Source organism: Alkalihalobacillus alcalophilus ATCC 27647 = CGMCC 1.3604, assembly GCF_000292245.2.
Taxonomy (GTDB): domain Bacteria; phylum Bacillota; class Bacilli; order Bacillales; family Bacillaceae_D; genus Alkalihalobacillus; species Alkalihalobacillus alcalophilus.
In genome coordinates, this window is sequence record NZ_ALPT02000102.1 from 1 (window position 1) to 13,172 (window position 13,172).

17 protein-coding genes and 1 tRNA gene are annotated in these 13,172 nt (G+C 38.4%); 12 read left to right on the top strand and 6 right to left on the bottom strand.

Going from position 1 to position 13,172, the window contains the following annotated elements; translation table 11 throughout:
- Together BALCAV_RS22455 and BALCAV_RS18715 are read left to right on the top strand one after the other, a co-directional pair.
- Positions 1-526: hypothetical protein (locus tag BALCAV_RS22455; RefSeq protein ID WP_040324233.1), on the top strand; the 526-nt coding region annotated here is incomplete at its 5' end.
- A 49-nt stretch (positions 527-575) separates the two neighbouring features.
- Positions 576-917 (top strand): tyrosine-type recombinase/integrase, encoded by a 342-nt coding sequence (locus BALCAV_RS18715; protein WP_003320753.1) that lies wholly within the window; start codon positions 576-578, stop codon positions 915-917.
- Between the two features lie 88 nt (positions 918-1,005).
- Here the strand turns inward: BALCAV_RS18715 and BALCAV_RS18720 are convergent.
- From BALCAV_RS18720 to BALCAV_RS21335, 5 genes are all read right to left on the bottom strand, one after another.
- A tRNA-Ala gene (locus BALCAV_RS18720) sits at positions 1,006-1,078 on the bottom strand.
- 95 nt (positions 1,079-1,173) lie between these two features.
- A complete protein-coding gene (locus tag BALCAV_RS22600; RefSeq protein WP_003320752.1) occupies positions 1,174-1,332 on the bottom strand; it encodes a hypothetical protein in 159 nt (52 codons plus the stop codon).
- Between the two features lie 1,261 nt (positions 1,333-2,593).
- A complete protein-coding gene (locus BALCAV_RS18730) occupies positions 2,594-2,950 on the bottom strand; it encodes a hypothetical protein (protein ID WP_003320750.1) in 357 nt (118 codons plus the stop codon).
- On the bottom strand, positions 2,928-3,545 hold the full coding sequence (locus tag BALCAV_RS21330) for an ImmA/IrrE family metallo-endopeptidase (RefSeq protein WP_003320749.1): 618 nt from the start codon (positions 3,543-3,545) through the stop codon (positions 2,928-2,930). The genes BALCAV_RS18730 and BALCAV_RS21330 overlap by 23 nt, the downstream gene beginning before the upstream one ends.
- 142 nt (positions 3,546-3,687) lie before the next feature.
- The gene (locus BALCAV_RS21335) at positions 3,688-4,050 is read right to left on the bottom strand and encodes a helix-turn-helix domain-containing protein (protein WP_003320748.1); all 363 of its coding nucleotides are present in this window, start codon (positions 4,048-4,050) and stop codon (positions 3,688-3,690) included.
- A gap of 257 nt (positions 4,051-4,307) precedes the next feature.
- On the opposite strand from BALCAV_RS21335, the gene BALCAV_RS18745 reads away from it, so the two are divergent.
- Positions 4,308-4,487, top strand: coding sequence for a hemolysin XhlA family protein (locus BALCAV_RS18745; protein ID WP_003320747.1), 180 nt, complete (start codon positions 4,308-4,310; stop codon positions 4,485-4,487).
- Between the two features lie 210 nt (positions 4,488-4,697).
- On the opposite strand, the gene BALCAV_RS18750 is transcribed toward BALCAV_RS18745, so the two are convergent.
- On the bottom strand, positions 4,698-4,976 hold the full coding sequence (locus tag BALCAV_RS18750) for a hypothetical protein (protein WP_003320746.1): 279 nt from the start codon (positions 4,974-4,976) through the stop codon (positions 4,698-4,700).
- Positions 4,977-5,304: 328 nt separating this feature from the next.
- Here BALCAV_RS18750 and hutP point away from each other — a divergent pair, with 328 nt between their 5' ends.
- From hutP to BALCAV_RS21830, 9 genes are all read left to right on the top strand, one after another.
- Positions 5,305-5,748 (top strand): hut operon transcriptional regulator HutP, encoded by a 444-nt coding sequence (gene hutP, locus BALCAV_RS18755; protein ID WP_003320745.1) that lies wholly within the window; start codon positions 5,305-5,307, stop codon positions 5,746-5,748.
- A gap of 186 nt (positions 5,749-5,934) precedes the next feature.
- The gene (gene hutH / locus BALCAV_RS18760; RefSeq protein WP_003320743.1) at positions 5,935-7,461 is read left to right on the top strand and encodes a histidine ammonia-lyase; all 1,527 of its coding nucleotides are present in this window, start codon (positions 5,935-5,937) and stop codon (positions 7,459-7,461) included.
- Between the two features lie 29 nt (positions 7,462-7,490).
- Positions 7,491-9,155 carry a urocanate hydratase gene (gene hutU / locus BALCAV_RS18765; RefSeq protein ID WP_003320742.1) on the top strand — a complete coding sequence of 555 codons (1,665 nt, stop codon included), beginning with the start codon at positions 7,491-7,493 and terminating at the stop codon, positions 9,153-9,155.
- Positions 9,156-9,179: 24 nt separating this feature from the next.
- Positions 9,180-10,457 (top strand): imidazolonepropionase, encoded by a 1,278-nt coding sequence (gene hutI, locus BALCAV_RS18770; RefSeq protein WP_003320741.1) that lies wholly within the window; start codon positions 9,180-9,182, stop codon positions 10,455-10,457.
- A complete protein-coding gene (locus tag BALCAV_RS18775; protein ID WP_003320740.1) occupies positions 10,454-11,446 on the top strand; it encodes an agmatinase family protein in 993 nt (330 codons plus the stop codon). Before hutI ends, BALCAV_RS18775 begins: the two co-directional genes overlap by 4 nt.
- Positions 11,447-11,664: 218 nt before the next feature.
- Entirely contained in the window at positions 11,665-12,273 is a 609-nt protein-coding gene (locus BALCAV_RS18780; RefSeq protein WP_003320739.1) for a stage V sporulation protein AA, read from the top strand.
- On the top strand, positions 12,270-12,698 hold the full coding sequence (locus BALCAV_RS18785; protein ID WP_003320738.1) for a stage V sporulation protein AB: 429 nt from the start codon (positions 12,270-12,272) through the stop codon (positions 12,696-12,698). Before BALCAV_RS18780 ends, BALCAV_RS18785 begins: the two co-directional genes overlap by 4 nt.
- 29 nt (positions 12,699-12,727) lie before the next feature.
- Complete coding sequence (locus tag BALCAV_RS22460; protein ID WP_040324234.1) at positions 12,728-12,970, top strand: DUF421 domain-containing protein; 243 nt, start codon at positions 12,728-12,730, stop codon at positions 12,968-12,970.
- A 76-nt stretch (positions 12,971-13,046) separates the two neighbouring features.
- Positions 13,047-13,172 (top strand): helix-turn-helix domain-containing protein (locus BALCAV_RS21830; RefSeq protein WP_152563057.1); only part of this gene is annotated, 126 nt, incomplete at its 3' end.

Sequence of the window (13,172 nt, forward strand, 5' to 3'; positions counted from 1 at the left end):
ATTCATTATTCAACAATTACTTGTTCACAATATTACTCCTATTTGTGTGACAACTTCAAAGTGGAAGAAAGAAGAAATTGAAAAGATAGCTCCTTGTTCAGTTGAGCTTTTACAAAATATAATGGGGAGTAATGCTAAGAAAACTATTAACCAAAACATTACACACGTTTTTGATCCTTTTTTTGATATGAATATAGAATATGGGATGCACTTTCTTCAAACTTCAGGTACGTATATTACATGTGGCTTGCGAGACCAACCGCCATTCCCATCTATTAATAGTTCAACTGACAAAGAATCTACTCTAAGAGGTGCATTGGCAATGAGTATTATGAAAAATATCTCTATTTTAGGTAATTGTTTGGGAGTCAAAGAAGATTTAGAGAGTGCTGTCAGTTTACACGGTAAACATAAAAAAATGAATGTTATCATCGATAGTAAGTATGAATTACATGAAAGCATAAATTTTATAAGGAGAACTTTTTTTGATCCTTCTAAATTTGGAAAGTGTGTGATATCCCTTTGACGCTTACTACGCCCATTTAAAGGAGGCTTTAACAGACAGGTAAGAAAGAATGAAGCGGCGGTTTGGTGAACATTATCAGCATGAGTTCGATCTTGTTTTCGCCAAAAGGGACGGCGGTTTTCATAATCCATCCAATATTCGGAGGCAATTATATAAGCTCATGGAAAAAGCGAAGGTGCGTCGCATAACGTTTCACGACCTTCGACATACGCACTCGAGTATGCTCATTCGGAGCGGGGCCAATCCAAGAATTGTCCAGAAGCGCTTGGGCCATGAAGACATCCAAACCACCTTCCGATACTACGGTCATTTATGGGTGAATGCCGATAAAGAAGCGATTGATTCTTTAGAGCTCGAGATGGAAAAGCACAAAAATAAGTTCATCCCATGAGCTGAATGTGAACTTCCCCTTCAAAATAAAAAATGACGCAAGATTTCGTATAGCCGAAATCCTGCGTCATTACTGGTGTTACGTATGATGGAGCATAGCGGGATCGAACCGCTGACCTCTACGCTGCCAGCGTAGCGCTCTCCCAGCTGAGCTAATGCCCCGTATTTATTTGACACTGCCAAAAAACAAGAGCATGTGTCTTTTTATGTACAAGAGATATTATAAAAGGTTTCGCTTATTTGTGCAAGTCTAATTTTTAGCCTAGAAGCAAACCTAACCCCCACCAGCCTATTGCTGCAATAATGCCAATAACGAATGAACTAATGACTAGTTCTTTCTTTAACTTTTTCTCTTTGACAAAATCAAATATTGTCCAGCCTATAAACACGGTAAAGCCAAAAATAATCGCATCCATTCATTTGTTTCCTTTCCTTTAAGCACTTTAACCATTTTAGCAGATATTTCATTTAACAAACAAGTGATTATGGTCGAATTATCCTTGATGATCTAAATTCATTAGAAGGTTTTTCAGAAACTATTTGTGAGTCAGTTATCAATTAAATCATTATGAACAATTAATAAAGCAGGTTTCTTTTCCCTCTGTTAGGTAACTATTAAATAAACAGCACGGGTAAATTGTTTAACAAACATGATAATAAGTTGCTTGTGAAATAGCTTTGTTCATGTGAGATTAATAGATAAGTAAAAATATAAGGCTCTTGAGGTTAGTGACAGTCCCTTCAGAAAGGAGGGATGTCGTATGTCTGAGTTTGAAGCGCTTGAATTAATCATTACCGTTGCAACGAATGCTGCTATGTACACCATTGCACTTGTGACGCTCGTGATTACAATTGTGCTTCTGATTAAAGACAAATAACCCTAGAGCTCCCAACTCGTAAGGTTATTGTGTCTTGCGTTTGAAAGTTTTAAACCAGTCACTAACTGACAGAGTTATTTTTCACCTAGTAAATGTGGTTACCGCCATGTTTACTAGGTTTTTTACTATATGAAACATTATGAAGAGATATACAGCTATTTTAACTTTTATTTAATTATACAACATATATGTTCAGAATTTAAATCAATAATCTAAAAATAATTAAAAAGGGTGTTTATAGTATACCATCTTTCCCTCATCATTGTTGTTTAAACTACTGCTGGTTGAACTTATCGCACTTTTGTTGGTTCGAAAGTTAAGTTATAATTATGTACAGAAGTGAGGTGAATAGGTGGATTTATTCTTTTTGTTTATATGATTAATGTATAGAGTTGTAGTTAAGGCTTGGTGTTGGCTAATGTGTTGAAAGACAGGCTCATTAAGTTTTGCTCAATTAAATGAAGCTCACTAATGATAAATAGTGACTATCTGGAGCTTTATCCATCAAATAAATGAATCCATTTTATGATGATAAAAAAGTTTGGTTATAGTAATTTAATCATGTTAGCTATTGGGATTGTGATTATGTATATGATTGTTGATTTTAAAACCCCTGATTTTTTAGATTTAACGCTTATGGTTGTATTTGGTCTAACCATTTTGTTAAATTTCATTAGATTTATCTATATTTATAAAGAAGCAAATGATGAGTGAGCTATTTGCTGTAGCTGAAATAGGTGATATTTGTTAAAGGAGGGGGAGTGGTATCTTAGGATAGCCTACCCCCTCCTTTATCTGTTTATCCGGAATAATACCTCCTCACACTCATTTGCAACACATCCTCTAAATCATCAAAACGAACAAGGAAATAGTCCGCCGCTTCTAGATGATGTAGGTTCCCACCATTTATAAATAAGTCCGCCTTTAATTGCTCAATGTTAATAGAATAAGACTGTTGATTAAAGGGGTCTTTTGTTAATGAAGCTTGGTTAACCGTGATAACCGCTAATGAATCATGGAATTCTTCAGGATAAAATCGTTCATACGGTAAATTTAAAGAATAATGAACATAAGAAGCTGATAAATCTGCGGGTAATAGCATCCATTGAGGATATAATTGCCCGTCGATTTCATCATAATAAACGCTTGATTTCATAGTTTAATTTTTCCTCCCCTACTTGTTTCGATAGCTGCTGAAGCATTTGTTTCGTTGAATCGTAAAGGTCTTCGCTGCTCTTCAGTGATTTTTTTCTTCTATTCTTTTCTTCCTGTTGCATTTTATATTGAAATTCTTGGCGGTTTCTCTCATTTTGAATGAGCTCAAACCGTCTCCTCACAAATTTTTCAGGAATCTCAAATTGATCGACTAAATAATCAATTGATTGATTTTTCATCACTTCTGGTTCAAAGATATGTCGAGGCATAGAAAAATAAAGAGTATACCAGTTGGCTTGTTCTTCTTGAAGTTTAACAAACGATTCAGGTAAATAACGCTGATCGCCTGTATGCTTTAGGACATGTGACAACTCGTGAAAAAAATCATACCTTTGTTCAAAATACGATTTTGATTGATCAAGATAAATGATCGCAAAATGTTCATCCCCAATAAATTTACTGGGACCATTAATGTATTCGATATGAGTGGAGAATATATGGCTAATGTTTTCAATCGTTAAATCTTTTACTTGAACAATCCCATGCTCTTTAAACAACTGGCTACATTCCATATCTCGATAAGTTGAAAAACGCACTTTACCACCTCTTCAATAAGAATGTATGTTCGTTTTGTGAGGATAATAAAAACCTCATTCGAGGCATTTATTATGTATAAATGAGTATACCACATGAAGGTCTCTACCTTTTTAAGGAAAGTTACATAGAAAAGACCTAATTTTATTTTTTTGATTCTTTTTCTTTTAAGAAACGTTCTCGTAAGGCCCGGTATCTTTTTAACTCTTCTTCCATTACTGATTCAAGGTGTTCCTTTTCATCATCGGTCAAATTATGGGCACCTTTTCGAAACGCTTGGTTCAATAATCCGTCTGGATGATCGGTTCGTCCAAGTAAATAATCGGTTGTTACACCATAATGATCAGCGAATTTTGTAATTAAATCGGGGTCAGGTTTGGAATGGCCGCTTTCGTATCTAGATAATTGATAGTTGGTTAGTTCAAAAAAGTTTGCCGCTTCCTTTTGTGATTTGAAAGGACTATTTTCCCTCAGCTTTTTTAATCTCATTCCTAAAGTATTCTCCATAAGCCGGCCTCCGATTGCTATTTATACAATTATTATAAACGATTTGCGAAAAAAGCAAAAGTTTTAAATTAAAAAGGTCATAAAAGGATTGACGTTGCGCTTTATGCAACGTATTATAGATAATAAGTAATTGCAAAATATGCAAAATTTTTTAATTTTATTGCTGATAACACAAAAAAAAGAGGAGGAATGGAATTGGACAAGCAGATTATAAAGGAGTGGGTAGTCTCAAGAAATAGAAGAGGAAGTGAGTTCATATGGTAGAAAAAGAGCTAGAGAGACGGGTCCAAAAGCTTGAAATCAAAATCGCCACACAAGAGCAAAGGATGAGTAGCCTTGCCTCAGAAATAAAAGATGTTAAGAACACTCTTACATGGCTTAATCGTTTAATCCTTGGAGCTCTCATTTTACAGCTTATTAGTTTTTATTATCGGTGAAATAGAGAAGAGTAAAGTGGCAAGTCCTATGTGTGTCTCTGTTTTCGCTTGTGGTCGGCGAGATTGTGTAAAGAGGGTGTGAGGAAAGGCGTCACCCCACATTTGGCCGGTGATGATGTGTAAAAATAGGAGAAGAAAACTGTCACCCCACATTTGGCCAACGATCATAAGCGGTTTATCTTGTCTTCTGTTTTAGTAATTACTACTATCCTAGCGTACACCCTTTAAATACTGCTCCTCTAGTAACACTAAATCTATTAACTCATATAATTGAGTATCGATTTTTCTAACTGTATACTCTACAAAGTTATTAACTTGTAATTCGTCGAAGGTTATCTCTTCTCCCTCTATCGTCTGCAGCATAGACTCATCTGTTACGATTACGCTATAAATCATGGCAAGGTCTTCACCCTGTTCATCAGGAGCTAAAATGATCGATAATTGCTGCTCCGATTCATTAATTTCATCAATCCAACCTTTTTCCGTCACTTTATTACATCCATTTAGTAAAAATAGGACAAGAGTGAAAATCATAAACTTTTTTATCGTCCGTCACCTCGTTATTTTTAATTTTCTGAAAATATTTACGCTGATAGCCATCTTGAGTTTTTTATTGATAAAAGAGCACTTCACTTTATTCAACGTCATCAAAAAGTATTTCGTTTCAGTTGACAAAGAATTTCCTAAATAAAAATATCTCACTTCCCTTAATAATCTAAATATTAATTGACATCATGATTGTTCAACGCTTACAATTAAAGTAGTCTTTAGTTATTAGTGAGCGTTACGTATTTAATTTGAAAAGAGTGGTTAAGCTATGGCGTTAAATCAGGCTCGACGGATTGGGCGTGAGGCAATATTATTATTGCTTTCAGACCAGCCTGACAAAGAGTTAACACGTCTCAATGAAGATAATTGGCAGGCTTGCCTTGGCAAAGTCGGTTCAATGGAAGCTCATAAAGTAGTGGCGGCGATTGAGACAGCAGCGAAGAAAAATGGTTTAATCAAAACAGATGTTTACCGGGAAAGTCATGCCTTGTATCATGCGATCATGGAAGCTTTACAAGGGGTAACCCGTGGTCAAGTACAACTTGGTTCCGTTCATCGTACGGTTGGATTAACTTTTGCGATTTTAAGAGGGAATCCGTATGAAAACAATGAAGAGGGCGAATGGATGGCTGTCTCTTTATATGGAACAATCGGTGCTCCTGTTAAAGGTTCAGAGCATGAAGCGATTGGACTTGGAATTAATCATATTTAATGAATTGAATAAATAGATGAGAAAGAGTGGTTTGTCAAACACTTATCTTTTTCTCTATAGCCCATAGTGATTTTAGCGAATAGGGGGCTATATCTCTAGAAGTTTTTTTAGGAACTTCTTTAGGTATAGTTCCCTTTTTTATTTTCACTTTACTTGGATAAAGCGGATGAAAAGGAGAGAATTGAAATGGTTATTTTAAACGGACAAACATTAAATTTCGAGGAAGTAAAACGAGTATTATTTGATAAAGAACAAGTAAGCTTTTCGGATGAAAGTCTCAAAAAAGTAATAGAAAGCAGGAAAGCTGTTGAGAGAATCGTAGAAGAAGAAAAAGTCGTTTATGGCATTACAACCGGTTTTGGTAAGTTTAGCGATGTGTATATCGATAAAAATGATGTCGAAACATTGCAATTAAATCTGATTCGCTCACATGCGTGCGGGATGGGAGAGCCTTTTCCAGAAGTCGTTTCTAGAGCAATGGTTTTACTTCGAGCCAATGCCTTATTAAAAGGATTTTCAGGAGTGCGTCCAGTCGTCATTGAACGACTGCTGGACTTAGTTAACGCCCAAATCCATCCTGTTATCCCGCAGCAAGGTTCACTTGGAGCGAGTGGTGATCTCGCCCCACTTTCTCATTTAGCTTTAGTCCTTATTGGGGAGGGGGAAGTGTTTTATAAAGGGGAACGAATCGATTCATTAACAGCCTTAACAAAAGAAAATATCTTCCCGATTACATTAACTGCCAAAGAAGGACTCGCATTAATCAATGGAACTCAGGCGATGACCGCAATGGGGCTTGTAGCTTATTTAGAGGCTGAAAAGTTAGCTCTGCAAGCTGATTTAATTGCTGCGACAACGATTGAAGCTTTACAAGGAATTATCGATGCTTTTGATCAAGACATTCATTTAGCCAGAGGGTATCGAGAACAAATCGAGGTGGCGGCTCGGATTCGAACCCATTTAAAAGACAGTCAATTAATCACAAAACAAGGTGAGTTACGCGTTCAAGATGCTTACTCGATCCGTTGTATCCCGCAAGTTCACGGAGCAACCTGGCAAACATTGAGTTATGTAAAAGATAAATTGGAAATAGAAATGAATGCAGCCACTGATAATCCACTTATTTTTGATAATGGTGAAAAGGTGTTATCGGGTGGAAATTTTCATGGCCAGCCAATTGCTTTTGCTATGGATTTTCTAGCGATTGCCATGTCCGAATTAGCAAATATTTCAGAGCGAAGGATTGAGAGATTAGTCAATCCGCAATTAAATGATTTGCCGCCATTTTTAAGTGCAGAGCCAGGTTTACAATCAGGAGCGATGATTATGCAATATGCAGCTGCATCACTTGTCTCTGAAAATAAAACATTAGCACATCCTGCTAGTGTTGATTCGATTCCCTCGTCTGCCAATCAAGAGGACCATGTCAGTATGGGAACGATAGGGTCGAGGCATGCCTATCAAGTTATTACGAATGCTAGAAGAGTTCTGGCGATTGAGGCGATATGTGCGATGCAAGCCGTTGAATACCGTGGGATTGAACAAATGGCAATGGCAACGAGAGGTTTTTACGAACAAGGAAGAAAACAAAGCCCTTCGATCACCCAAGATCGTGTTTTTGCTAGCGATATTGAAAAAGTGCAATTGTGGTTAAAAGAAGGAACATGTAAAACGGTTAATGAGTTAACGAAACGAGTGGAAAAAGAAGTTTAAGAGGACCAAACATAGAGGAGGAATATAAGATGGATTCAGTAAAAAGTGGGAAAATTCAACGTTATAGAGGAACGGAATTGAATACAAAAGGGTGGCAGCAAGAGGCTGTACTACGGATGCTCATGAATAATTTAGATAAGGATGTAGCAGAACGACCAGAGGATTTAGTCGTTTACGGTGGGATTGGAAAGGCGGCTCGAAATTGGGAGAGCTTTGATGCTATTGTGGCGAGTTTGAAGGAGCTAGAAGAAGATGAAACTTTATTGATTCAATCAGGAAAACCTGTTGTCGTTTTTAAAACACATAAAGATGCACCACGAGTTCTTTTAGCTAATTCAAACATTGTGCCAGCTTATGCAAATTGGGAAACATTTCATGAGTTAGATAAACGAGGTTTGATGATGTATGGACAAATGACCGCGGGTAGTTGGATTTATATTGGTTCACAAGGAATCGTACAAGGAACTTATGAGACTTTTGCTGAGCTTGCGAAACAAAGTTTTAACGGGTCATTAAAAGGAACGATAACGGTGACGGCAGGTCTTGGTGGTATGGGAGGGGCCCAGCCATTAGCGGTTACCATGAATGAAGGAGTCGTGATCGGGATTGAAGTCGATGAATCCCGAATTGATCGCCGAATTGAAACGCGATATACGGATGTAAAAGCGAAAACTTTAGATGAAGCGATTCAACTTGCCGAAGAAGCAAAGCAAGAAGATCGTGCGTTATCGATTGGTTTATTAGGAAATGCAGCGGAAATTCTCCCAGAAATGATTCGACGTCAATTTATTCCGGATGTGTTAACCGATCAAACATCGGCACATGACCCATTAAATGGTTATATTCCAGTTGGGATGTCACTAAAAGAAGCAGAAATCCTCAGAAATTCAGATGAAAAAGAATACGTCCAACGTTCAAAAGCAGCCATTGCTATTCATGTAAAAGCAATGCTTGAAATGCAGGAAAAAGGGGCGATTACGTTTGATTATGGCAATAATATTCGCCAAGTTGCTAAGGACGAGGGTGTAACAAATGCGTTTGATTTCCCTGGATTTGTGCCCGCTTATATTCGTCCCCAGTTTTGTGAAGGGAAAGGGCCGTTCCGTTGGGTCGCTTTATCTGGGGATCCCGAGGACATTTATAAAACAGATGCAGCGATTTTAAGAGAGTTTGCCGATAACGAGCATTTATGTAATTGGATTCGAATGGCTCAAGAGAAAATTGAGTTTCAAGGATTGCCATCACGTATTTGTTGGTTAGGGTATGGAGAGCGAGCTAGGTTCGGAAAAATCATCAATGATATGGTTGCGAGCGGTGAATTAAAAGCTCCGATTGTCATTGGACGTGACCATTTAGACTCTGGTTCTGTTGCTTCACCTAATCGGGAAACAGAAGGGATGAAGGATGGTTCGGATGTGGTCGCTGATTGGCCGATTTTAAATGCGATGGTCAATGCAGTTGGTGGAGCGACTTGGGTATCGGTTCATCATGGCGGTGGTGTAGGCATGGGTTATTCGATGCATGCTGGTGTCGTTATTGTGGCCGATGGAACAAAAGAGGCGGAGGCAAGAATTGAGCGCGTGCTAACAACTGATCCTGGTATGGGAGTTGTTCGTCATGCGGATGCCGGTTATGAATTGGCGAAAGAGACGGCCCGAAATCAAGGAATCAAGATGCCAATGTTAGATAAATAACTTTAAAAGCGAAGGAATGATTAGATGAATTCAAAAAGTCTTTTTATTAGAAATGCTAATGAATTAATAACGGTAAAAGGTCATTCAGAGAAACCGGCAACAAAAGAGGCGATGAATGATTTACACATTATTAAAGGTGGGAGTGTCTGGATTGAAAATGGCGAAATTGTAGCCGTAGGAACCGACGAGGAATTAGTAGCGAAGTATGAAGAGCGTTTAGAAGATGCTGAAGTAATAGATGCTACTGGTCAAGTCGTAGCTCCAGGATTTGTTGATCCCCACACTCATCTCGTTTATGCGGGCAGTCGAGAAAATGAGTTTAACATGCGCTTACAAGGGAAATCGTATATGGAGATTATGAATGCGGGTGGTGGGATTCATGCCACGACATCTGCTACAAGGGAAGCGACTCCTGAACAGCTTTTTACCGAAAGTAAAGCTCGTTTAGATAAATTTCTCTTACATGGTGTGACAACGATTGAAGCTAAAAGTGGCTATGGTTTATCGCTCGAGCATGAAATGAAACAGCTTGAGGTGGCCAAGCAATTAAATGAGGCTCATTGTATTGATATTGTTCGTACGTTTATGGGAGCACATGCTGTTCCTGCTTCATTCAAAGGGGATCCAGAAGCTTTTGTTGACCTAGTGATTGAGGAAATGATTCCGAAAGTAGCTGAACGAAAGCTAGCTGAATTTAATGATGTCTTTTGTGAGCACGGTGTTTTTACTCCTGAACAATCAAAAAGAATTTTAGAGGCCGGACTCAAACATGGACTGCTCCCGAAAATTCATGCGGATGAAATCGAACCATATCGTGGGGCCGAGTTGGCAGCAGAAGTAGGGGCGGTTTCGGCTGACCATCTACTAAAAGCGTCAGATGAAGGTATGCAAAAAATGGCTGAACATGGAGTCATCGGAGTGTTATTACCTGGAACGGCTTTTTTCTTAATGGCCGAGTCAGCGAACGGTCGGAAAATGATTGATACAGGCGTTCCTGTTGCTCTTTCCACAGATTGTAATCCAGGCTCATCACCATCTGTCTCACTTCCACTTATTATGAACTTAGGTTGTTTAAAAATGGGAATGACGCCTGCAGAAGTCATTACGGCGACAACGATAAATGCGGCTCACGCCATTAATCGTGCAAATGAGGTTGGCAGTATTGAAGTAGGGAAAAAAGCAGACTTAGTTGTATTAAATGTACCTAACTATATGCAGCTTCAATATCATTATGGAGTTAACCATACGAGCAAAGTGATTAAAGGAGGAAAATTGGTCGTTCAAGAAGGGAGAATCGTATGAAGTCATATCCGTACCCGATGTTAAATCGGCCTCCTTTTTATTATCATACGAATCGTGAACTCGATGAACGTAAAGTCCATGAATGGATCGAACAAGTCGATGTGGAAAATAAGGAGAAATGGTCGGCCTATGATGCGGTCATTCTTGGAGTACCGCTTTCTCGCTCATCGATTTCTGCCTCCTCTGCGAGTGAAAATCCAGAAGCTTTTAGGAGAGCGTGGAAATCCTTTACGACATATAACCTTGATGAAGACCTTGATTTATCAACATTGAATATTGTTGACCTTGGTGATGTTCGGGAACATGTAACCGATATTTCGGTTTGCCACGAAAACATTCGAGAAGCAATGAAGGCAATTCGAACGCATCATTCTCAAGCGATGCCGATTGTCGTTGGGGGTGACCATTCGATAACGGCAATGCTCGTAAAAGGTTATAAGGATGTTCACCATAATGAAAGAATAGGAATCTTGCAATTTGATACTCATTTTGATTTGCGTGATACGAAGGAACTCGGACCTGCGAATGGTACGCCAATTCGTCAGCTCATTGAAAGTCAAACAGTGCAAGGAAAAGATGTTTATAACATCGGATTGCATGGTTTTTTTAACGCTCGGTCGTTAAAACAATATGCAGATGAGGTCGGGCTCCAATATTTTACGATGAAACAAACTAGAAAAGTAGGCATCGAAAAAATCGTCCAACAAGCGTTAAATGAACTGAATAAAAAGGTAGATAAAATCTATGTAACCGTTGATATGGATGTACTCGATATTAGTGTCGCTCCGGGGGCTCCGGTATCAACTCCAGGTGGTATGTATATTCATGAGTTGCTAGAGGCTGTGCAAATCGCAGGGCAACATCAAAAAGTCTCTGCAATGGATATCGTTTGTTTGGACCCACAGAAAGATGTTGCCCAGGCGACGGTAAAAACAGGCGTCCATGTCATGCTTTCGTTTTTAACTGGGTATAAGCAAAGGGAATTTTAAATAAGGTGTCGTACCGAAACGGAGTCCGCGTGAATGAAGCGGACTCCGTTTCGTTTTTGTGAACGAAGTAAAGTCAGAAGCAGGGAATCAGTACTTTGTTTAAGAATTTGCGGTTAAAAGTCAGAACCGATTCGTATACTCTGCTAGTTTGTATATTTCCAAAATACTTCCATATACTAAGTTCAATTCAACAAAAGATGAGGATTGGAGGGACTAACATGAGTAAAAAAATCGTCTATATTCGTTTGCATCACCGTGTCAAAGTGAAGCCTAATCAACAAGTTTATTTAAATGATGTAGCCCAGTGTATTCTGCCACCAGGTTTGGAAGAACAGTTAGATGGTATTCCTATCTATCAAATATCACAAACAGATGGCAGGCTTGTCATGATTGATATTTTACAAGTGATTCGATTTATTAAGAAGCGAGTACCTGAATTAGACATCAATAATCTTGGTGAAAATCAGGCAATTCTAGAAATTGATTATGCATCTAAAACTCCTCATCTCGTCTTAGTAAGCTTTGTTTGGCTCCTGTTGTTTTTTGGTTCGGGTCTTGCGATCATGCACTTCCATGAAGATGTTAATATGCTCGCAGCTCACCAAAAAATTTACCACATCCTCACTTCAGCTGAAAGTGAACATCCCTTTATTCTTCAGATACCTTATTCTTTAGGACTTGGTCTAGGTATGATTTTATTTTTTAATCGTGTATTTAAAAAGAAATTTAATAACGAACCGAGTCCACTTGAAGTAGAAATGTTTAATTATCAGCAAAATTTAGATTTATTTACGGTAATGGAGGGGCGAAAGGATGAAAAGAAATGACGCTTCTTGAAGGGGCCATTTTAATTCTCACAGGGTTTTCTGAAGGCCTCGTATTAGGTGCTGGAACCGTTGCTTTTCTAACATTTCTTGGGGTTATCCAACGATTAATGAAAATGACGAGAACGTATCGCTATGTTCATGCTTATCAATGGGCGGTTGTATTAGGTTCTGTTAGCTGGACATTATTTGCCCAATTAGACCTTCACTTTGCTTTGCCAAATGTCACAACAATAATGTTTGGATTATTTTCAGGAATGTTCGTAGGGATGCTTGCTGCTGCATTAACAGAAGTGTTAAATGTGCTTCCATTATTAGCAAAAAGGCTTGGTATGGTAGATAGAGTCATGTGGCTTTTATCGGCGATTATTCTTGGTAAAGTTGTTGCCTCTTTACTCTTTTGGCTTATCATTAGCCCTCATAGTTAAGAGAGAACAATGATTGAGGAGGTCTTGTTATGGATATTTTTATCATTTCATTACGCACGATCATCATGTTTATAGCGGTGTTTATTTTTTTTCGTCTTTCTGGAAAAAAAGATTTGGGTGAGATCAGTGTGTTGGATATTATAGTTTCCTTAATGGTTGCCGAATTATCAGCGAGCATTATAGAGAAACCTGATTTACCTTTATCATTTCCCGACAGAAGACTCCCTCTTCAATCGTGTGAAGGGCAAAGCCCAACGATAAGGGGGAGATGAATGGCGGTTGGCGGTAGCCAAAGAGATTCTTGTTAGGGTATAATAAGAACATACATTCCTATCTGAGGTGAAAACAATGCTCATCAACAAAGCATACAAATTCCGTCTCTATCCAAGCAAAGAACAAGAAACCCTGATTGCTAAAACCATCGGCTGTTCTCGTTTTGTCTTTAATCGCTTTTTAGGGCAATGGAACGATACC

Excerpts from the sequence above, each read along its gene's own strand:
- BALCAV_RS18780 (WP_003320739.1), top strand. The coding sequence starts at position 11,665 with ATGAGTAAAAAAATCGTCTATATTCGTTTGCATCACCGTGTCAAAGTG.
- hutI (WP_003320741.1), top strand. The coding sequence starts at position 9,180 with ATGAATTCAAAAAGTCTTTTTATTAGAAATGCTAATGAATTAATAACG.
- BALCAV_RS22460 (WP_040324234.1), top strand. The coding sequence starts at position 12,728 with ATGGATATTTTTATCATTTCATTACGCACGATCATCATGTTTATAGCG.
- BALCAV_RS18715 (WP_003320753.1), top strand. The coding sequence starts at position 576 with ATGAAGCGGCGGTTTGGTGAACATTATCAGCATGAGTTCGATCTTGTT.
- BALCAV_RS18785 (WP_003320738.1), top strand. The coding sequence starts at position 12,270 with ATGACGCTTCTTGAAGGGGCCATTTTAATTCTCACAGGGTTTTCTGAA.
- hutU (WP_003320742.1), top strand. The coding sequence starts at position 7,491 with ATGGATTCAGTAAAAAGTGGGAAAATTCAACGTTATAGAGGAACGGAA.
- hutP (WP_003320745.1), top strand. The coding sequence starts at position 5,305 with ATGGCGTTAAATCAGGCTCGACGGATTGGGCGTGAGGCAATATTATTA.
- BALCAV_RS18730 (WP_003320750.1), bottom strand. The coding sequence starts at position 2,950 with ATGAAATCAAGCGTTTATTATGATGAAATCGACGGGCAATTATATCCT.
- BALCAV_RS21335 (WP_003320748.1), bottom strand. The coding sequence starts at position 4,050 with ATGGAGAATACTTTAGGAATGAGATTAAAAAAGCTGAGGGAAAATAGT.
- hutH (WP_003320743.1), top strand. The coding sequence starts at position 5,935 with ATGGTTATTTTAAACGGACAAACATTAAATTTCGAGGAAGTAAAACGA.
- BALCAV_RS22600 (WP_003320752.1), bottom strand. The coding sequence starts at position 1,332 with ATGGATGCGATTATTTTTGGCTTTACCGTGTTTATAGGCTGGACAATA.
- BALCAV_RS18745 (WP_003320747.1), top strand. The coding sequence starts at position 4,308 with ATGGTAGAAAAAGAGCTAGAGAGACGGGTCCAAAAGCTTGAAATCAAA.
- BALCAV_RS18775 (WP_003320740.1), top strand. The coding sequence starts at position 10,454 with ATGAAGTCATATCCGTACCCGATGTTAAATCGGCCTCCTTTTTATTAT.